The organism is Ramlibacter sp., assembly GCF_035548915.1.
GTDB lineage: Bacteria > Pseudomonadota > Gammaproteobacteria > Burkholderiales > Burkholderiaceae_C > Ramlibacter.
Genome location: NZ_DASZSE010000018.1, coordinates 107,262 through 126,516, shown reverse-complemented (window position 1 = coordinate 126,516; position 19,255 = coordinate 107,262). Strand labels below are relative to the sequence as shown.

Here is a 19,255-nt window from a genome sequence, read left to right as displayed (position 1 = left end):
GGAGACCTCCAGCGATCAACCGAAATCGAACTCCTGCGCCTGTCTCAGCACCGCCTCGGCGGAAGCTTGAAGTTCCCGGCTCGAATCACGATTCCATAGCGCGCCGATCCCATATTGGCCCAGCCGAGACAGGAAACGATCCGTGTCGTCCAGGTCGGCGGGCTGCAGCTCGCCACGATTGACGGCTGCGTGAACGGCGGTATTCAGGCGACGCGCGATCGCTGCCGCCTTCAGGAGTTCCGCGTGCATCATGACGAAGTCGACATCCGCAGCCACGCTCCCGCCCTGCAGTTGCCCGAAGTCGATGTCGAACGTCCTCAGGTCCTCGACGAAACCGCCCAGGAGCACAACCCTGTCAAGCGAGATCGCGCGGACGAACCCGGCGGAGTCCACGCAGGCCAGGACAAGTCCCCGGAATTGCGCGAGTGGCGCCGCGATCAGTTGCGGGTCGCCGTCTCCGTCCCGATAGTCCTGGAGTTCGGCGGCCGCCCACCCGATCAGAGAAACCATCTGGCTCGGGCTTGCACCGGCGACGAGAAGCCGTCCGCACTCGTCGAGAGTCGCTTGAACCGTCGCGAGCGAAGTCCGCTTGCCCTCCACGAGCCGCCCGAGGGAGTCGTTGAGGTATTCGCGGACCCTGGGGGGAAGCGCCAGGTCCAGGATCATCAATCTCGCTGCGAGCCCTTCGATGGCTGTTGCCGCCGCTCGGCTGACCCCAAGAGCCTTCAAGGCCACCAGCTCTTCGACAGCCCGGCGGCAATGGGCCGCACAGGCGGGATCGCTGGGCCGATCGACAAGTGCCCGCATCTCATCGAGACAATGGTTGACCCCTGGAGCAACGCTTGCGAAGCCCACCTGTGCGGGCGGACCCGCGTGGGGGGCGGCGGCTCTCGCCGCGTGATCGAGACGGCGATCGCCCGCCGGGAGCGGCCGCGCGACGGGTCCACCGGCCGCGGGTCGCGGAGCTGCGCCTTCCTCGCGTGGCTGGGAACTGGGATCGGTGCCGAATCTGACAGTCATGGCGCTCCCTCTGTGAGTAGTGAATACGACTCACATGGGTAACACCTCGTCGGATTCGGTTCCTGGAGAAAGCTGGCGCAACGCTGAAAGATCAGCGCAGACCGCGCCATGCCGCCTGCACAGGGCCGCGCGCTACCGCGCGACGAGCCCTAGGCGTTCGGCTTGCGCCTGCACTGCGATGGAAGCATCGACGAGTTCGTCCGGCATCGAAGCCGACGACAACAGCAATCGCGCGGGCGTCTCGTCCAGTCGGCGAAGAAACGCCTGCGTGACCTCTCCCGGCGGGAGCCCTTCTTCCTGTCGCCGCAGTGCGATCTGCTGAGCCAGGCTCGCGTCCTTCGAGAGGCTGCCGGCCTTGCGCAGCAGCTTTCGCAGATCATTTGCGAGTTGCCCATTCCCGAGCCGGTCGGATGCGATGCCCAGCGCGCGCAGGCTCGGTTCGAAGCTCTCGACGAGCGGCAGACAGAAAAGCGGCATTTCGCCAACGTTCATGTGGCTCGAATTCAGCTGGGCCACCATGCTGTCGCGCAGCGCGGCGACGATCGGCTCGGCATCCGAGTTGACCGCGCAGGCCTCGTACTCGTTGTACGCACAGGCCGCCATCGCGAGCAGCACCAGCGTGTGGCTCGCGCGACGTCCCCGGATCAGCAGTTCGACCTCGTCCAGCTTGGCGACCAGAGCGGCCCGCCTCATCTGGAGCGGCGTTTCGCCGTCCAGCAGCCGGTTGAGCGCGAGGCCGACGCCGGGCAAGTCCTCGTCCGAGAGGAGCGTCGCCTGGATCTCGAGCCTTGCGCGATCCATTTCGAACCGGGCGAGAACCCACGGGTTCTCGAGACCCTGCCTCCCATCGATCACTCTTCGCGCGGCTTCGAGGAACATCGAAGGATCGGCCTGTGGCGCGGCGGTGACGAGCTTTCTCAATTCGGCGACGCAGGTGCGCATCGCCTCGCCGATTCGGCCTTCGGGCTCGCGCCACGCGCCCTGCGGCTTGTCGGGCGCGCCGTTCGCCTGCTCGGCTCTTACGATCGCTTCGCGCGCGCGCGGCGCAGACGCCACCGCGGGCGTGGGTTCCGACGTTCGATCGAGAGACTCGTAGCGAACCTGTGAGGCGTCGGCGACCCTCGAAAACGAAACACTTGTGGACACGGAGAAACCCCGATGCTCATCGAACCTCGCCGACCTCGTCGGCGGGTACCGCCCTCACGCCGTCGTCGGCGCCGGGTCCGGATTCACCGACGGCCCACCGCCCGTTCCGCCCGAAGGCGTGCGCGGCGTGAAGTCCTTCGGCGGGCGCGGCTCCTTGCCGGCCATGATGTCGTCCAGCTGCTCCGCGTCGATGGTTTCCCATTCGAGCAGTGCCTTGGCCATTGCGTGCATCTTGTCGCTGTGATCCTCGATCAGCTTGCGCGCGAGCGTGTACTGCTCGTCGATGATGCGGCGCACTTCCAGGTCCACCTTCTGCATCGTCTGCTCGGAGATGTTCGTGGTCTTCGTGACCGAGCGGCCGAGGAAGACCTCGCCCTCGTTTTCCGCGTACACCATCGGCCCGAGCGCATCGCTCATGCCGTAGCGCATCACCATGTCGCGCGCCAGGTGCGTCGCGCGCTCGAAGTCGTTCGAGGCGCCCGTCGTCATCTGGTTCATGAACACTTCCTCGGCGATCCGGCCGCCGAAGAGCATCGCGATCTGGTTGAGCATGTAGTCACGGTCGTACGAATAGCGGTCCCGTTCGGGCAGGCTCATCGTCACGCCGAGCGCACGGCCGCGCGGAATGATCGTCACCTTGTGCACCGGGTCGCATTTGGGCAGGAGCTTGCCGATGAGCGCGTGCCCCGACTCGTGATACGCCGTGTTGCGGCGCTCTTCCTCGGGCATGACCATCGTCTTGCGCTCCGGGCCCATCAGGATCTTGTCCTTGGCCTTCTCGAAGTCCTGCATCTCGACCACGCGCGCGTTGCGGCGCGCGGCCATCAGCGCGGCTTCGTTGCAGAGGTTCGCGAGGTCCGCGCCGGACATGCCGGGCGTGCCGCGCGCGATCACTTCGGCGCGCACGTCCTGGCCGATCGGCACTTTGCGCATGTGCACGTTGAGGATCTGTTCGCGGCCGCGGATGTCCGGCAGCGTCACGTAGACCTGGCGGTCGAAGCGGCCGGGCCGCAGCAGCGCGGAGTCGAGGATGTCCGGCCGGTTCGTCGCGGCGATCACGATCACGCCGAGGTTGGTCTCGAAGCCGTCCATCTCCACGAGCATCTGGTTGAGCGTCTGCTCGCGCTCGTCGTTGCCGCCGCCGAGACCCGCGCCCCGCTGGCGGCCCACGGCGTCGATTTCGTCGATGAAGATGATGCACGGCGCGTTCTTCTTCGCGTTCTCGAACATGTCGCGCACACGAGCCGCGCCCACGCCCACGAACATCTCGACGAAGTCCGAGCCGGAGATCGAGAAGAACGGCACCTTCGCTTCGCCGGCGATCGCCTTCGCAAGAAGCGTCTTGCCGGTCCCCGGCGGGCCGACGAGCAGCAGCCCGCGCGGGATGCGCCCGCCCAGCTTCTGGAATTTCTGCGGGTCCTTCAGGAAGTCGACGACCTCCTTCACTTCTTCCTTGGCTTCGTCGCAGCCCGCGACGTCGGTGAAGGTGACCTGGTTGCTCGACTCGTCGAGCATGCGCGCCTTGCTCTTGCCGAAGCTGAAGGCGCCGCCCTTGCCGCCGCCTTGCATCTGCCGCATGAAGTAGATCCACACGCCGATCAGGAGCAGCATCGGCCCCCAGCTCACGAGGAGCGTCATGAGGAGCGACCCTTCCTCGCGCGGCTTCACGTCGAACTTGACGTTGTTGTTGATGAGGTCGCCGACCAGCCCGCGATCCAGATACGTGGCGGTGGTGCGGACCTTGCGGTCATCCTGCGTGACAGCGACGATGTCGGTGCCGCCCTGCCCTTCCTGGATCACCGCGCTCTTGATCTGGTGGTTGCGGACCTGTTCGAGGAAGTCCGAGTAGCCGACCATCGAGGCGCCCGCGGTGCCGCGCGTGTCGAACTGCTTGAAAACGGTGAAAAGCACCAGTGCGATCACCAGCCAGACGGCGATCTTGGAAAACCACTGATTGTTCAAGTAACAGTCTCCGGCATGGACGGGGAACCCGCTTTCGGGCTAGTTGCTGCCCATTCTAGGGGTTTCAAGGCTTGCTTGATGCGTTTTCGCTACGTGGCGGACTTTTCCGCCTTCTTCTTCAGGCCGATGCCCACCAGGAAGTTCTCGGCCGACTTGTCGCGCGATGCCTTGGGCTTCAGAGGCTTCACCACGCGGAATCGTTCCTTGAAGAGCTTCACGAGCTGGCTGTAGCCGCTGCCGTGGAAGACCTTCGCCACCAGCGCGCCATCGGGTTTCAGGTGCGACTGCGCGAATTCCACGGCCAGCTCCACGAGGTGCGAGATGCGCGCCGCGTCCGCCGATTCGATGCCCGACAGGTTCGGGGCCATGTCCGACACGACCACGTCCGCCGCGCGGCCCGCGAGCTCGGCGTGCAGGCGGTTGAGCACCTCGTCCTCCCGGAAGTCGCCTTGCAGGAAGGTGACGCCTTCGATCGGCTCCATGGGCAGGATGTCCAGAGCGAGGATCGCGCCTTGCAGTTCGCCCGCGGCCGCGCCCCGGGGCGCGAGCCGGCGCCGGACGTACTGGCTCCATGCGCCCGGAGCCGAGCCCAGGTCCACCACCAGCATGCCGGGCGCGATGAGGTTCAATTGCTCGTCGATTTCCTTCAGCTTGTACGCGGCGCGGGAGCGGTAGCCCTCCTTCTGCGCGAGCTTGACGTAGGGATCGTTGACGTGGTCGTTCAGCCAGCTTTTGCTGACCTTCTTGCTCTGGGTGCGGACTTTCATATCGGTGCATGCGGATAATACGTGGCATGGCTGCCATTCAACTTACCGTTGCCGAGCGCAAGGCGCACCGCGCCGAGGCGCATCATCTGGACCCCGTCGTGATGGTCGGCAACGATGGCCTCACGCCCGCCGTCGCGAAGGAGGCCGACGCGGCGCTGAAGGCGCACGGCTTGATCAAGATTCGCGTGCTGGGCGACGACCGCGAAGAGCGCGAGGCGATGTTCGAGCGGCTTTGCGACGAGCTGGGCGCCGCACCGATCCAGCATATCGGCAAGCTGCTCGTGCTGTGGCGGCCCAAGCCTGCGAAGGAGCGTGCGGCCGACGAGGAACGCAAGCCCGGCCCGCGCGAATTCAAGGTCGTGAAGAACAGTTCGCGCGGCGGCCAGCGTCCGGAGGTGAAGCACGTGCGCGTGCTGGGCAACCAGCGCCTCACGCCGGGGGGCAAGGTGAAGAAGGCGAAGGCGAAGCAGAAGTCGGTGAAGAAGCAGTGAACGTCACCCCCGCGCAGGCGGGGGTCCAGGGCGTGCACGGGATCGGGGCCCTGGATCCCCGCTTTCGCGGGGATGACGGAGTTCTGGTTCGGGATGACGGAGTTCTGGCTCGGGATGACACACTTCTCCGTCACCCCCGCGCAGGCGGGGGTCCAGGGCGTGCATGGGATCGGGGCCCTGGATCCCCGCTTTCGCGGGGATGACGAAGGCGGGCACCGACCTTCCAGAGCGCGGCGCCCGCGCAGATCCACTGCACGCCATACATCGCACTTCCCACGGCATGCCACAGCGCCAGATCCTGCTTCGCCACGATGCGCGGCGCGACCGCGAATTCGACCAGTAGCGCGAGGATCATCCCGGCCAGCGCCCAAGCCTCGATGCGAACTTTGCCGCGCGCAATGAGCAGCACCATCCCGCAGCCCACCGACATCCAGGTCTGCGCGGTGAAAAGCTTCGCCGCCATCTGCCCCGCGATCGCAGGCGACGGCAGATTCGCAAAAAGCAGCGGCACCGCCATGAACCCGATCGCCGTGAGGCTGCCCCACCACAGGGCCGCCGCGAAGACGGGGACGCGCTCCCGGATGCTCACACGTAGTGCACCGCGACGATCTCGTAGCGCTTCACGCCGCCGGGCGCCTGCACTTCGGCGGTATCGCCCTCTTCCTTGCCGATCAGCGCGCGCGCGATCGGGCTCGAGATGTTGATGAGGCCCTGCTTCAGATCCGCTTCGTCCTCGCCCACGATCTGGTAGCGGACCTTCTCGCCGGAATCCTCCTCTTCGAGCTCCACCGTCGCGCCGAACACGACGCGCCCGCCCGCGTCGACGCCGGCCGGATCGATGACCTGCGCCGCGGCGAGCTTGCCTTCCAGCTCGCGGATGCGGCCTTCGATGAAACCCTGGCGGTCCTTGGCCGCGTCGTATTCGGCGTTCTCGGAAAGGTCACCCTGCGCGCGTGCCTCTGCAATGGCGGTGATGACGTTCGGACGGTCGACGGTCTTCAGCCGATGAAGTTCGGCCTTCAGCTTCTCCGCGCCGCGCTTGGTGATGGGAATGGTGGCCACTCTCGCTTGCTCCACAAAGGCAAACCGCCGGACGTTGCCGACCGGCGGTTCTGTTCGTCTGTCCGAGTCGATTCTAAGCCATGGGAGCGGTCTCGCCGGCGGCCCCTTTGCAGGGTTGTCGAATCTCTGTGTGACACGCCTTTGCCATTGGTTCCACGAGACAACCGATTCACTTCGACGGTTGTGCCGAAGAGGCCGGCGGCTACCCTGCCTCACCCGGCCAGAGCATGCCCAGTGAGCCGCGTGAGGATCGCGAGCGGGCTCGCGCCGGGATCGTATTGCTTCGCCACGGGCAGATGAAACGTCTGCTCCAGCATGAACTGGCCCGACATCGCCGCGTGCAGCGTGTGATCGGAAAAGCAGACCCAGGTCGTGCCCGGCGCGAAATGCACGGTGCGCTGCGGCGCATCGCGCTGATACGCCTCGTCGGCCTTCATCAGGTCGTGCAATTGCAGCATGAGGTGATCGTATTCGCTGCGCAGCGACTTGGTCACATGAAGCAGATGCAGCGCGCGGGCCTTCCAGGCCGAGTAGGGTGCGGCACGCGGCAGGTAGCGGCGCGCCAGATCCTCGAAGGGCTCCCCCACGCGCCAGACGCGCGATTCGCCATGGGGATTGATGTTCGTGAACACGCGCAGGATCCGCTCGCCGCGATTGGGCCGCGTGGGAAACGCATCGACGTGCAGCCGCCGGTCGTCGGCCCGCACGGACTGCCTGCGGCTCGACACCTGCTTCGGCCTGAGGCTGGTCGGCGCGAGGCGCAGGTGCGGCGCATAGGCCGGGAAGAGTCCGCTCACAAGCTCGGTCGACTGCGCTCGGAAGCGGCCCATCATCTTCACGACGGCGGCTTCGGTCTGCGCGCCGCCCGCCACGCCTTTCAGAGCGCTCGAGCCTGCGAAGCTGATGTTGCGCACGCCGTCGGCCAGCAGATCGGGGCGCAGGAGCCTCGTTTCGTCCTCGAAAAGTGCGAATGCGAGGCGCGGGAGATAGAGCACGCCTCCGGATTCGACCGCGTCGATGGCATCGCGCGATTCGCCGGGCGCGTCCCAGCGGGCGATGTTTTCCAGTGTGAGGACGGGGTCTTCCATTTCAGGGATTCGTCGTGGCATCGGAAGAGGCAATCCAAGGCGTTTGAAAGCCCTGGATCCCCGCTTTCGCGGGGATGACGAGAGGGAGGCCCTGGATCCCCGCTTTCGCGGCCATGACGAGAGGGAAGCCCTGGACCCCCGCTTTCGCGGGGATGACGAGAGGAGAGTTCGCGAGGACTCGACGCACCTTCATCTTCAAGCCAGTTGCGCGTGCATCTCCTGCAGACTGATCACGTCGAGGTTGCGCATTGCCTTCATGCCTTCGACCGCCGCCTCGGCGCCCGCGATCGTGGTGATCGTCGTCACGCGCGCCTGCAGCGCCGACGTGCGGATGGCCCGCGAATCGGCAATCGCGTTGCGGCGTTCCTCCACCGTGTTGATCACCATCACGACCTGCCCGTTCTTGATCATGTCGACCACGTGCGGCCGCCCTTCCGCGACCTTGTTCACCGCCTCGCAAGGAATCCCCTCGGCATTGATCGCGGCCGCCGTGCCCTTGGTGCCGGCCAGCTCGAAGCCCATCGCGTGCAGGTCGCGCGCGATCGCGACGCCGCGCGGCTTGTCGCTGTTCTTGATCGTGAGAAAGACCTTGCCCGAGGTCGGAAGCTTCGTGCCCGCGCCCATCTGGCTCTTCACGAAAGCCTCGCCGAAGGTCTTGCCCACGCCCATCACTTCGCCCGTGGACTTCATCTCCGGCCCGAGGATCGTGTCCACGCCCGGGAACTTCACGAACGGAAACACCGCTTCCTTCACGCTGAAGTAAGGCGGCGTCACTTCGTGCGTGATGCCCTGCTCGTCGAGCGACTTGCCGACCATGCAGCGCGCCGCCACCTTCGCGAGCGGGATGCCGGTCGCCTTGCTCACGTACGGCACGGTGCGCGAAGCACGCGGATTCACTTCGAGCACGAAGATGACGTCGCGGCCGTCCTTCTGCTGGATCGCGAACTGCACGTTCATGAGCCCGATCACGTTCAGCGCCTTCGCCATCGCGGCGGTCTGGCGCTTCAATTCCTCCACCGTCTCCTTCGACAGCGAATAGGGCGGCAGCGAGCAGGCCGAATCGCCCGAATGCACGCCCGCCTGTTCGATGTGTTCCATCACGCCGCCGATGAAAACGCGCCTGCCGTCGGCGATGCAGTCCACGTCGCACTCGATCGCGTCGTTCAGGAACCGGTCGAGCAGCACCGGCGAATCGTTGGAGACCTTCACCGCCTCGCGCATGTAGCGCTCGAGGTCGCGCTGCTCGTGCACGATCTCCATCGCGCGTCCGCCCAGCACGTAGCTCGGCCGCACGACGAGCGGATAGCCGAGCGCCTGGGCCTTCTGCAGCGCCTCGGCCTCGGTGCGCGCCGTCGCATTGGGCGGCTGGCGCAGGCCGAGTTCATGCAGCAGCTTCTGGAAGCGCTCGCGATCCTCGGCCGCGTCGATCATGTCGGGCGACGTGCCGATGATCGGCACGCCTTCGGCTTCGAGCCCCAGCGCGAGCTTGAGCGGCGTCTGCCCGCCGTACTGCACGATCACGCCCGCCGGCTTTTCCTTGTCGACGATCTCCAGCACGTCTTCGAGCGTGAGCGGCTCGAAATAGAGGCGGTCCGAGGTGTCGTAGTCGGTCGACACCGTCTCGGGGTTGCAGTTGACCATGATGGTCTCGTAGCCGTCCTCGCGCAGCGCGAGCGCGGCGTGCACGCAGCAGTAGTCGAATTCGATGCCCTGCCCGATGCGGTTCGGCCCGCCGCCCAGCACGACGATCTTCCTGCGATCGGTCGGGTTGGCTTCGCACTCGTCTTCGTACGTCGAGTACATGTACGCGGTGTTCGTGGCGAACTCGGCGGCGCAGGTGTCTACGCGCTTGTAGACCGGCCGCACGTTCAGCTTCTTGCGCAGTTCGCGGATCGCCTTGTCCGTCGTCTTCAGCAGCTTCGCGAGGCGCCGGTCGGAAAAGCCCTTGCGCTTCAATGCGCGCAGCGTGGGCGCGTCGATCGCGGCCAGGGCCTGATCGCCCTTGCTCGCCACGAGTCTGTCCAGATCGAGCTCGATCTTCACGATCTCCTCGATCTGCACGAGAAACCACCGGTCGATCTTCGTGAGGTCGTAGACCTCGTCCACCGTCATGCCCTGCGCGAACGCGTCGCCCACGTACCAGATGCGTTCCGGCCCCGGCTCGCCGAGTTCCTTTTCCAGCACCTCGCGGTCCTGCGTCTTCTCGTTCATGCCGTCCACGCCGACTTCGAGGCCGCGCAGCGCCTTCTGGAACGATTCCTGGAACGTGCGGCCCATCGCCATCACTTCGCCCACGGACTTCATTTGCGTCGTGAGGCGGTCGTTCGCGTCCTTGAATTTCTCGAAGGCGAAGCGCGGGATCTTCGTCACGACGTAGTCGATGGAAGGCTCGAACGAAGCCGGCGTCGCGCCGCCCGTGATCTCGTTGCGCAGTTCGTCGAGCGTGTAGCCGCAGGCGAGCTTCGCCGCGACTTTCGCGATCGGAAATCCCGTGGCCTTCGATGCGAGCGCGGAAGACCGCGAGACGCGCGGGTTCATCTCGATCACGATCATGCGCCCGTCCTTCGGGTTGATCGAGAACTGCACGTTGGAGCCGCCCGTGTCCACGCCGATCTCGCGCAGCACCGCGAGCGACGCGTCGCGCATGATCTGGTATTCCTTGTCGGTGAGCGTCTGCGCCGGCGCCACCGTGATCGAGTCGCCCGTATGCACGCCCATCGGGTCGAGGTTCTCGATGGAGCAGACGATGATGCAGTTGTCCTTGCGGTCGCGCACCACCTCCATCTCGAACTCCTTCCAGCCGAGGAGCGATTCCTCGATCAGGAGTTCGGAAGTGGGCGACGCTTCCAGGCCGCGCTTGCAGATCGCATCGAACTCTTCGGAGTTGTAGGCGATGCCGCCGCCCGTGCCACCGAGCGTGAAGCTCGGGCGAATCACCGCGGGGAAGCCGACGAGCTTCTGCACGGCCCACGCTTCGTCGAGCGAGTGCGCGATGCCCGACTTCGCCGAGCCGAGGCCGATGCGCGTCATCGCTTCCTTGAACTTCAGGCGGTCTTCGGCCTTGTCGATCGCTTCGGGCGTGGCGCCGATCAGTTCGCACTTGTACTTGTGCAGCACGCCGTTGCGCCACAGGTCGAGCGCGCAGTTGAGCGCGGTCTGCCCGCCCATCGTGGGCAGGATCGCGTCGGGGCGTTCCTTGGCGATGATCTTCTCGACGGTCTGCCAGGTGACGGGCTCGATGTAGGTGACGTCGGCCGTGGCCGGGTCCGTCATGATCGTCGCGGGGTTGCTGTTGATGAGGACGACCCTGTAGCCTTCCTCGCGCAGCGCCTTGCAGGCCTGCACGCCGGAATAGTCGAACTCGCACGCCTGGCCGATCACGATCGGGCCGGCGCCGATGATGAGAATGCTCTTGATGTCTTCGCGCTTGGGCATGTTCTGCTGTCTATTTCTTCCGCTGATCCATCAAGCCGGTGAACCGGTCGAAGAGATAGCCGATGTCATGCGGCCCGGGGCTCGCTTCCGGATGGCCCTGGAAGCAGAACGCCGGCTTGTCGGTTCTCGCGAGCCCCTGCAGCGTCCCATCGAAGAGCGACACGTGCGTCGCGCGCAGGTTCGCGGGCAGCGTCGCTTCGTCCACCGCGAAGCCGTGGTTCTGGCTCGTGATGCTCACGCGGCCGCTGTCGAGGTCCTTCACCGGATGGTTCGCGCCGTGATGGCCGAACTTCATCTTGAACGTCTTCGCGCCCGAGGCGAGCGCCATGATCTGGTGGCCCAGGCAGATGCCGAAGGTCGGGTAGCCCTCGTCGATCAGCTCGCGCGTCGCTTCGATCGCGTAATCGCAAGGTTCCGGATCGCCGGGTCCGTTGGAGAGGAACACGCCGTCGGGTTGCAGCTTCTTCACTTCGGATGCGGGCGTCTTCGCCGGCACCACGGTCACCTTGCAGCCGCGCTCGGCGAGCATGCGCAGGATGTTCTTCTTCACGCCGTAGTCGAACGCCACCACGCGGTACTTCGGCTGATCGAGATGCCCGTAGCCCGTGCCGAGGTGCCACTCGGTCTCTTCCCACTCGTAGGGTTTCGCCACCGACACTTCCTTCGCGAGGTCGAGCCCCGCCATCACGGGTGCGCCCTTCGCCGCGGCCACGGCCTGCTCCACGACGGCGGGCGTGACTTCATCGCCCGCCTCGAGCGCCAGGATGCAGCCGTTTTGCGCGCCCTTCGTGCGCAGGATGCGCGTGAGCTTGCGCGTATCGATGTTCGCGATGCCCACGGCGTGTTCGCGCTGCAGGTACTGCTGCAGCGTCATGTCGGCGCGAAAGCTGGATGCGAGAAGCGGCAGGTCGCGGATCACGAGGCCGGCCGCGTGGATCTTCGCGGCTTCGACGTCTTCGTGATTGACGCCGTAGTTGCCGATATGCGGATAGGTGAGCGTGACGATCTGCTGGCAGTAGCTCGGGTCCGTCAGGATTTCCTGATAGCCGGTGAGCGCCGTGTTGAACACCACTTCGCCGGTGGTGGTGCCCGAGGCGCCGATCGAGTTGCCGATGAAGACCGTGCCGTCCGCGAGCGCGAGGAGGGCAGGCGGGTAAGGTCCCTGAAGCGACGAAAGCACTGGGTGGCTCCGAATGGTGTCCGAATGTTGTCCGGTACGCCCTTCAGCGCGACCGGCGCCGGGCTCGGTCATGCTCTTGTCGTGGGAGTGGCTGCTGATGCGCTAGGCGTACGGCGGTTTGCGGGAAAGCCTCTCATTATAGCCGTCCGTCAGTCGACTTCCCTCGCGGCGACCCGGGCCGGGTGCTTGCCCTCGCGCACCTGGCGCGCGAGTTCCTTCGTGTATTTCCCGTCGCGCCGCAGCAGCGCCTCCCACCGGGCCTTGCGCACGCCGTTCGGCAGCGACTTGTCGCCCGTGTGATGGTTGTATCCGCTCGGCCGTTGCCTGTGGCCGGGAAGCTTCTTCGTCTTGCTCGATGCGTCTTCGGGCGCACACTTCGCCTCGCCGGCGGCAGCCGCAGGCTCTGCCGCGCCTGCGGCCTCGGCCCGTCGCAGCTTGTTCCTCTTGTACTCGTCCCACTTCAAGCGCCATGCCTGCGGCGAGTACGAGGCATCGGGCTCGGCCGCCGCCGGCACGTCCGTCGCCCGCCCCGCCCCCGCCTTGCTCGCCTCGCGGACCGGTTCGTCTCCAGCCGGCATGTCCTCGTTTCGCGCGGGCCCCGCAGCTTCGACGTCACCGCACGTCAGCGCGCGCGGCGCCGTGTCCGGCGGAAGACCCTCCACTCCCAGGCCCGGGCGCACCGGAACAAACCAGTCGAGCAGGTCCTCGAGCGGTTCCCCGGAGAAGTCGAAGCCGCACGTTGCCTCCAGTTCGACCAGCCGCTCCAGCCGCTCGGCGTTGGCCAGCAGCACCGGCAATGACGCGGTCAGCCACCGGCCGACGATTTGTCCCCGCGCGGTGCCCAGGTCTCTTAGGGCAAGGCGTCCGAACAGGTTCGAGAAGCGGTCGACGTCCGCGGTCTGCTGGATCGCCTGCATTTCCTGCATCGCTTGCGGGTCGCTCTCGCCCGACATGCCGATCAGCACGAGCGCCTGTTCGCCGAGCCAGACCACCTGCTGCCGGGTCAGCATCCATCGCTCCAGATGCGCCACAGGCAGGCTCAGCAGCATCCCCGCTGCCACCGCGTCGATCTGTTCCACGTATTCGCTGAAGTTCGCCACGAGCCACTGGGCACGATCCATCGCCGGCCCGGAAAGGGAAGGCTTTTCACGCAAGGCTCGCAGCAACCCCACGACCTCGGCGGGAGCCGCGACTCTCCTGAACAACATTCGCGCAATGCAAGCATCCATCTCCCGGACACTGCGCACCGGCGCGGCAACGGGTCCACCGCCCGCGAGGCAGTGCACGCCAGCAGCGAAGTGGTCGCAAAGATCCACCGCGGCGCTCGTGCGAGCCAGGACGAGTGAGGCGGCGTGCGAGTGGACCGGGCCCGGCAATCGCTGCACTTCGAGGTCCAGCACGATCGCGGGCAGTCCCTTCAGCGGCTTCAATCTTCCCAGCGCCGTCAGCATTTCGGCGGCGGTGAGGGCCCCGAGTCCCTTCCGTGCCTCGTCCGCGGCCGTGAGACCGGCATTGACTTTGGCGCAATACGCCATGGCACTGTCCCAGAAGGCCAGCCGCTGCGGCAGCGTCGCTGCCGGCGGCTGGGCCATGTCGAGTTCACTCGCGAGCGCCTGCGTGGTCCAGACGAAATCGTCCCTCGTTCCGCGATCGGAACTCAGGAAGAGTCCTCCGTCCAGCGAATAGCGGACATACAGCCGGGCGAGATCTTCCCTGGCCAGGCCTTTGATGCAGGCGGCAAGCGCGATCGCGATCCCGGGTGCATGACCGGCGCCAAGCCCGAGCGGCGGCAAGCCGGCCTGCCGGGACTGCGGGCAAGGCGATTCGAGCTGTGCCGCGGCTGCCGGTACGGAGGAACGCGCCTCCACCCGGACTTTGCCGTCGCAATGCGAGCACTCGTTGGCACGGAGTGGCATGCCCTTCGGCGAAGTGGATTGCATGCCACTCAGTAACGGCTGCGCTCGCGGCGTTCCGCCCGCGCCGCGCGTCGGCTCGATTCCAGTCGATGTCTTCCCGCGCCGGGAGGCGGTCTCCTCCCGAGGAAGGCCGGCCCCTACTTCGGTATCGCCTTCGCCGCGCTCGCGTGCAGGCAGATCGCGGCCGCGGCCGCGACATTCAGCGATTCTTCGCCACCGGGCTGTGCGATGCGCACGCATCCGGTGGCGCGCTCAGCCACCGCACGGCTCACGCCCCGCCCTTCGTGGCCGAACACCCAGGCACACGGCCACGGCAGCCTCGCCTCATGAAGCAGCTCGCCCTCATGCGAGCTGGTGGCCAGCAGCGGCACGCCCAGCGTGGAGAGCGCGCCGGCGTCGAAGCCTTCCAGCAGCGAGAGCGCGAAGTGCGCTCCCATGCCCGCGCGCAGCACTTTCGGACTCCACAGCGCCGCCGTGCCCTTCATCGCGACCACCTGCGCGAAGCCGAACGCCGCCGCGCAACGCAGGATCGAACCGACGTTGCCCGCGTCCTGCACGCCGTCGAGCAGAACCGTGGCGACGCCTGCCCGCATCTGCGCGGGTGAAGGCATGTCGAGGACGAAAGCCATCTTCGCCGGCGAATCGAGCGCGCTCAATCCCGCGAAGATCGCATCGGGCACGACCACGAGGCGTTCGGCCGCGCTTTCCCACTGCGGGTCGAACGCGCTTTCGGCGAACACCGCGATCGCGGCTTTCACGCCGCGCTGCGCGGCCGCGCGGCAGAGATGATCGCCTTCGAGCCACACGCGCTGCTGCCGGCGATAGGCCGTGCTGTCCTGCGAGAGCCGGCGCAAATCCTTCATCAGCGCGTTGTCGCGCGAGGTGACGTGCTGGACCGCGGATGCGCTCACCGGGCCGCGCTCACTCGGGCGCGAAGTCCGCGTCGACCGGCTCACCCATCATCGTGCGCACCGCCACCGGCGCGAAGAACTTGCGATGATGCACGCACGGCCCGTGCACGCGCAGCGCCTCCAGATGTTCGGGCGTGCCGTAGCCTTTGTGCGAGGCAAAGCCGTAAAGCGGGAATTCCTCGTGCAACTGCTTGAGCATGCGGTCGCGCGTCACCTTCGCGACGATGGACGCGGCGGAAATCGACTTCACGATCGCGTCGCCGCCCACCACCGCTTCGCACAGCACGTCGATCTTCGGCAGGCGGTTGCCGTCCACGAGCACCTTGGCGGGCTTCAGCCTCAGGCCGTCCACGGCGCGCTTCATCGCGAGCATCGTCGCGTGGAGGATGTTCAGGTCGTCGATCTCGGCCACGCTCGCCTCGCCCACCGCGCAGCACAGGGACTTCTCGCAGATCTGCTCGAAGAGGCGGTCGCGCTGCAGCGGCGTGAGCACCTTGGAGTCGGCCAGCCCGCGGATGCGCTTGGTGTCGTCCAGGATCACCGCGGCCGCCACGACGGGACCCGCGAGCGGGCCGCGCCCGGCCTCGTCCACGCCCGCCATGAGACCGATCGGGTCCCACTCGAGGCGGCCCTGGCGCGCCCTAGTCCTGGCGGATGGTTTCTTCGATGGCATCGGTCGCCAGCTTCGCGGTGTCGCGCCGCAGTTGGAGATGCAGCGCGCGGAACTCCTCCTGTACGGCCGCCATTCTGTCAGGAGCCGCGAGCCAATCCAACAACGCTCGTACAAGACGCTCGGGTTTTGCGTCCTGTTGCAGCAGCTCCGGCACGACGAAGTCCCCCGCCAGGATGTTCGGCAGGCCCACCCACGGCTGAAGCTTGCGCGGGCGCATGAGCACCCACGAGAACCAGTGCACGCTGTAGGCGATCACCATCGGCCGCTTGAAGAGCGCGGCTTCCAGCGTCGCCGTGCCGCTCGCCACCAGCGCCACGTCGCATGCGGCCAGCACGGTGTGCGACTGGCCGGTCACGATCGTGAGATGGCGCTGCAGACCGGCCGCGCGCGCCGCGGCTTCGATGCGCGCCTTCATCGAAGGCACGGCAGGGACCACGAAGTGCACGCCGCTGCGAAGCTGCGCGAGCTGCAATGCAGCGCGGAAGAACCGTTCGGCGAGATGCTTCACTTCCGAGCCGCGGCTGCCCGGCAGGATCGCAACCACTTCCGCGTCGCCCGGCAGGCCGAGTGCCGCGCGCGCCGCCGACTTGTCGGGATCGAGCGGGATGGCATTGGCAAGCGGGTGCCCGACGTAGGTCGCCGCGATGCCATGCTTTTCGAGCAGCGGCGGCTCGAAGGGAAAGAGGCACAGCACGCGATCGCAGCTCGCCTTGATCTTGTGCACGCGATCGGCGCGCCACGCCCAGATCGACGGGCAGACGTAGTGCACCGTGCGGATGCCGCGCGCCTTCAGCGCGCCTTCGAGGTCGAGGTTGAAGTCCGGCGCGTCGATGCCGATGAAGGCCCGCGGCGGGCTCGCGATCAGCCGCTCGCGCAGTCGCGCGCGGATGCCCACGAGCTCGCGATAGCGCACGAGCGCTTCCGCATAGCCGTGCAATGCCAGCGTTTCGGCGGGCCACCAAGCCTCGAAGCCGCGCTCGATCATCCGCGGGCCGCCGATGCCGTGCGCCGTCGTCCGCGGCCAGCGTGCGAGGAGGCCGTCCATGAGCGTCGCGCCCAGCAGATCGCCGGACGCTTCGCCCGCGACCATCGCGAAGGGCATTTCGCCGTCATTCCCGCGAAGGCGGAAATCCAGGGCGCCACCGGAACGGTGGCGTGCGTCGCCCTGCTCCTTGCCCCACCCTGCGGGGTCTGCGGAGTCCATGAATCAGCGAACGATGCCGCGCTGCGCCACGCCGCGCAGAAAGCCCACCATCATCTCGACGTCGGGCGTGGCTTCGGGCGTCTGGCTCGCGAGGGCGGCGATGCGCTCGGTCGCCTGTTCGAGCGTCAGGCCGTCGCGATAGAGCAGCTTGTGCATCGCCTTCACCGCGCCGATGCGCTCGGGCGAGAATCCGCGGCGGCGCAGGCCTTCGAAATTCATCGAACGCGCCTGGGCCGGATCGCCCTGGCTCATCACGAAAGGCGGCTGGTCGGCGAGCAACACCGAGGAAAGGGCCGTCATGCCGTGCGCGCCGATGCGCACGAACTGGTGCACGGTGGTGAAGCCGCCGAGGATCACCCAGTCGCCGATTTCCACGTGGCCCGCGAGCTGCGCGTTGTTGGCGAAGATCACGTTGTTGCCCACCACGCAGTCGTGCGCGAGGTGCGTGTAGGCCATCATCCAGTTGTCGTTGCCGAGGCGCGTGACGCCGCCGCCTTGGACGGTGCCGATGTTGTACGTGCTGAATTCGCGAATCACGTTGCGCTCGCCGATCACGAGTTCGCACGGCTCGCCTCTGTACTTCTTGTCCTGCGGCGGGCCGCCGAGCGATACGAAGGGCGAGATCACGTTGTCCTCGCCGATCGTCGTGCGGCCGTCGATCACGGTGTGGGCGCCGACGGTCGTGCGCGCGCCGATCTTCACGTGCGAGCCGATCACCGCATACGGGCCGACTTCGACGCCGCTGTCGAGTTCCGCGGCCGGGTCGACGATGGCGGTCGGATGGATGCTCACCGGCGCGCCTTCAATTCCAATGTCCGGTCGGACGCGGACGAGCCGCGGCCGTCATTCTCGCGGAAGCGGGAATCCAGGGCGACGGCAAGCCTCTGGATCCCCGCGTTCGCGGGGATGACACGGCTTGCCGACGACGCGACGATGGCTCGATGCCGCCTCATTTCAGCCCACGCGCCGCATCGTGCACATCAGCTCGGCTTCGACCGCGACTTCGTCGCCCACCCGCGCCACGGCCTTGTACTTGTAGATGCCCGCCTTCGCGCGTTCCAGCGTCACTTCCATCCGAAGCTGATCGCCCGGCTCCACGGGGCGCTTGAAGCGCGCCGAATCGATGCCCGCGAAATAGTAGACCGTCTTCTCATCCGGCTGCACCTCCGCCGCATCGAACGACAGCAACGCTGCCGTCTGCGCCAGCGCTTCGAGCATCATCACGCCCGGCATCACGGGCCGGTGCGGAAAATGCCCCGCGAAGAACGGCTCGTTCATCGTCACGTTCTTGATCGCCTGGATGCGCTTGCCCCTCTCCAGCAGCGTCACCCGGTCCACCAGCAAAATGGGATATCGATGCGGCAGCTGCCGCATGATCTGATGGATGTCCATCGTCTTGATGTCTGATGTCACTCTCTCTTCTCCAGCGCCTTGATGCGCTCGCGCAGGCGGTAGAGCTGCCTCACCGCCGCCGCGTTCTTTTCCCAGTTCGCATTCTCGTCCATGGGAAAGATCCCGGTGTAATGCCCGGGCTGGAGAATGGAGCGGCCGACGAAGGTGCCGGCCGAGACGAAGGTCCGGTCCACGATCGTGATGTGCCCGTGAATCATCGCCGCGCCGCCGATCGTGCAGTGCGCGCCGATGTCGGCGCTGCCCGCGATGCCGGTGCACGCGGCAATCGCCGTGTGCGCGCCGATGCGCACGTTGTGCGCGATCTGGATCAGGTTGTCGAGCTTCACGCCGTCTTCGATCACGGTGTCGCCGAGCGCGCCGCGATCGATGCAGGTGTTGGCGCCGATCTCCACGTCGTTGCCGATGCGCACGGCCCCGAGCTGCTCGATCTTCACCCACACGCCCCGGTCCTGCGCGAAACCGAATCCGTCCGCGCCGATCACGACCCCCGCATGCACGATGCAGCGCTCACCGATCACACAGCCCTCGCCCACGGTCACCCGCGACTTGAGCACCGTGCCCGCTCCGATGCGCGCGCCGCGCTCCAGCACGCAAAGCGGGCCGATCGTCGCCGTCGGGTCGATCTCGGCCGTGGGATGAATCGACGCACTCGGATGCACGCGCAAGCCGTCGGCGCTCGCATGCCTCGACTTCCAGAGCTGCGTGAGCCGCGCGAAATAAAGATACGGATCGGCCGCCACGATGCACGTGCCGCGCGCGAGCGCTTCGGCCTTCATGGCCTCGGCGACGATCACGCAGCCCGCGCGCGAACTCGCGAGCTGCGGCCGATAGCGCGGATTCGAAAGGAAGCTCAGCTCCGACGGGCCCGCCGACTCGAGCGGAGCGAGCCGTTCGATCTCGAGCCCCGAGTCGCCGCACAGTTCGCCGCCGAGCGCCGCGACGATCTCGGCCAGCATCAGGCTCACGGCGCGCCCTTCCCCGCTCGTC

At 66.7% G+C, this 19,255-nt stretch carries 17 protein-coding genes; 1 reads left to right on the top strand and 16 read right to left on the bottom strand.

Annotated elements, in window-relative coordinates; translation table 11 throughout:
- Positions 1 to 15 precede the first annotated feature (15 nt).
- The 4 genes from VHA82_RS04705 to VHA82_RS04690 all read right to left on the bottom strand — a co-directional run bounded on the left by VHA82_RS04705 (position 16) and on the right by VHA82_RS04690 (position 4,895).
- A complete protein-coding gene (locus tag VHA82_RS04705) occupies positions 16 to 807 on the bottom strand; it encodes a hypothetical protein (protein ID WP_325540754.1) in 792 nt (263 codons plus the stop codon).
- Positions 808 to 1,152: 345 nt separating this feature from the next.
- Positions 1,153 to 2,076, bottom strand: a complete 924-nt coding sequence (locus VHA82_RS04700; protein WP_325540753.1) for a hypothetical protein — start codon at positions 2,074 to 2,076, stop codon at positions 1,153 to 1,155.
- Between the two features lie 144 nt (positions 2,077 to 2,220).
- Entirely contained in the window at positions 2,221 to 4,128 is a 1,908-nt protein-coding gene (ftsH, locus tag VHA82_RS04695) for an ATP-dependent zinc metalloprotease FtsH (RefSeq protein WP_325540751.1), read from the bottom strand.
- Positions 4,129 to 4,217: 89 nt separating this feature from the next.
- Positions 4,218 to 4,895: an RlmE family RNA methyltransferase gene (locus VHA82_RS04690; RefSeq protein ID WP_325540749.1), complete on the bottom strand. Its 678-nt coding sequence runs from the start codon at positions 4,893 to 4,895 to the stop codon at positions 4,218 to 4,220.
- A gap of 26 nt (positions 4,896 to 4,921) precedes the next feature.
- Between VHA82_RS04690 and VHA82_RS04685 the strand changes: the two genes are divergently transcribed.
- Positions 4,922 to 5,386: a YhbY family RNA-binding protein gene (locus tag VHA82_RS04685; RefSeq protein WP_325540747.1), complete on the top strand. Its 465-nt coding sequence runs from the start codon at positions 4,922 to 4,924 to the stop codon at positions 5,384 to 5,386.
- 130 nt (positions 5,387 to 5,516) lie between these two features.
- Here the strand turns inward: VHA82_RS04685 and VHA82_RS04680 are convergent, their stop codons facing one another.
- From VHA82_RS04680 to lpxD, 12 genes are all read right to left on the bottom strand, one after another.
- Positions 5,517 to 5,969, bottom strand: a complete 453-nt coding sequence (locus VHA82_RS04680; protein WP_325541067.1) for a DUF4149 domain-containing protein — start codon at positions 5,967 to 5,969, stop codon at positions 5,517 to 5,519.
- 2 nt (positions 5,970 to 5,971) lie between these two features.
- The gene (gene greA / locus VHA82_RS04675) at positions 5,972 to 6,448 is read right to left on the bottom strand and encodes a transcription elongation factor GreA (RefSeq protein ID WP_325540745.1); all 477 of its coding nucleotides are present in this window, start codon (positions 6,446 to 6,448) and stop codon (positions 5,972 to 5,974) included.
- Between the two features lie 212 nt (positions 6,449 to 6,660).
- On the bottom strand, positions 6,661 to 7,536 hold the full coding sequence (locus VHA82_RS04670; RefSeq protein ID WP_325540743.1) for a Kdo hydroxylase family protein: 876 nt from the start codon (positions 7,534 to 7,536) through the stop codon (positions 6,661 to 6,663).
- A gap of 195 nt (positions 7,537 to 7,731) precedes the next feature.
- Positions 7,732 to 10,971, bottom strand: a complete 3,240-nt coding sequence (gene carB / locus VHA82_RS04665; RefSeq protein WP_325540741.1) for a carbamoyl-phosphate synthase large subunit — start codon at positions 10,969 to 10,971, stop codon at positions 7,732 to 7,734.
- 10 nt (positions 10,972 to 10,981) lie between these two features.
- Complete coding sequence (gene carA / locus VHA82_RS04660) at positions 10,982 to 12,151, bottom strand: glutamine-hydrolyzing carbamoyl-phosphate synthase small subunit (protein WP_325540739.1); 1,170 nt, start codon at positions 12,149 to 12,151, stop codon at positions 10,982 to 10,984.
- A 149-nt stretch (positions 12,152 to 12,300) separates the two neighbouring features.
- A complete protein-coding gene (locus tag VHA82_RS04655) occupies positions 12,301 to 14,067 on the bottom strand; it encodes a hypothetical protein (RefSeq protein WP_325540738.1) in 1,767 nt (588 codons plus the stop codon).
- Positions 14,068 to 14,204: 137 nt separating this feature from the next.
- Entirely contained in the window at positions 14,205 to 14,978 is a 774-nt protein-coding gene (locus VHA82_RS04650) for an RNA methyltransferase (RefSeq protein WP_325540736.1), read from the bottom strand.
- A gap of 10 nt (positions 14,979 to 14,988) precedes the next feature.
- Complete coding sequence (rnhB, locus tag VHA82_RS04645; RefSeq protein ID WP_325540734.1) at positions 14,989 to 15,651, bottom strand: ribonuclease HII; 663 nt, start codon at positions 15,649 to 15,651, stop codon at positions 14,989 to 14,991.
- Positions 15,620 to 16,753, bottom strand: coding sequence for a lipid-A-disaccharide synthase (gene lpxB / locus VHA82_RS04640; protein WP_325540732.1), 1,134 nt, complete (start codon positions 16,751 to 16,753; stop codon positions 15,620 to 15,622). Before lpxB ends, rnhB begins: the two co-directional genes overlap by 32 nt.
- A gap of 105 nt (positions 16,754 to 16,858) precedes the next feature.
- Positions 16,859 to 17,647, bottom strand: a complete 789-nt coding sequence (gene lpxA, locus VHA82_RS04635) for an acyl-ACP--UDP-N-acetylglucosamine O-acyltransferase (protein WP_325540730.1) — start codon at positions 17,645 to 17,647, stop codon at positions 16,859 to 16,861.
- A gap of 162 nt (positions 17,648 to 17,809) precedes the next feature.
- Entirely contained in the window at positions 17,810 to 18,247 is a 438-nt protein-coding gene (gene fabZ, locus VHA82_RS04630; RefSeq protein WP_325541065.1) for a 3-hydroxyacyl-ACP dehydratase FabZ, read from the bottom strand.
- Positions 18,248 to 18,264: 17 nt separating this feature from the next.
- Positions 18,265 to 19,233 carry a UDP-3-O-(3-hydroxymyristoyl)glucosamine N-acyltransferase gene (lpxD, locus tag VHA82_RS04625; RefSeq protein ID WP_325540728.1) on the bottom strand — a complete coding sequence of 323 codons (969 nt, stop codon included), beginning with the start codon at positions 19,231 to 19,233 and terminating at the stop codon, positions 18,265 to 18,267.
- Positions 19,234 to 19,255 lie beyond the last annotated feature (22 nt).

Bases quoted from the DNA above. Each gene is read 5' to 3' on its own strand.
- VHA82_RS04705 (WP_325540754.1), bottom strand. From the start codon at position 807: ATGCGGGCACTTGTCGATCGGCCCAGCGATCCCGCCTGTGCGGCCCAT.
- carB (WP_325540741.1), bottom strand. From the start codon at position 10,971: ATGCCCAAGCGCGAAGACATCAAGAGCATTCTCATCATCGGCGCCGGC.
- VHA82_RS04690 (WP_325540749.1), bottom strand. From the start codon at position 4,895: ATGAAAGTCCGCACCCAGAGCAAGAAGGTCAGCAAAAGCTGGCTGAAC.
- rnhB (WP_325540734.1), bottom strand. From the start codon at position 15,651: ATGCCATCGAAGAAACCATCCGCCAGGACTAGGGCGCGCCAGGGCCGC.
- fabZ (WP_325541065.1), bottom strand. From the start codon at position 18,247: ATGGACATCCATCAGATCATGCGGCAGCTGCCGCATCGATATCCCATT.
- VHA82_RS04685 (WP_325540747.1), top strand. From the start codon at position 4,922: ATGGCTGCCATTCAACTTACCGTTGCCGAGCGCAAGGCGCACCGCGCC.
- VHA82_RS04655 (WP_325540738.1), bottom strand. From the start codon at position 14,067: ATGCCACTCCGTGCCAACGAGTGCTCGCATTGCGACGGCAAAGTCCGG.
- lpxB (WP_325540732.1), bottom strand. From the start codon at position 16,753: ATGCCCTTCGCGATGGTCGCGGGCGAAGCGTCCGGCGATCTGCTGGGC.
- VHA82_RS04670 (WP_325540743.1), bottom strand. From the start codon at position 7,536: ATGGAAGACCCCGTCCTCACACTGGAAAACATCGCCCGCTGGGACGCG.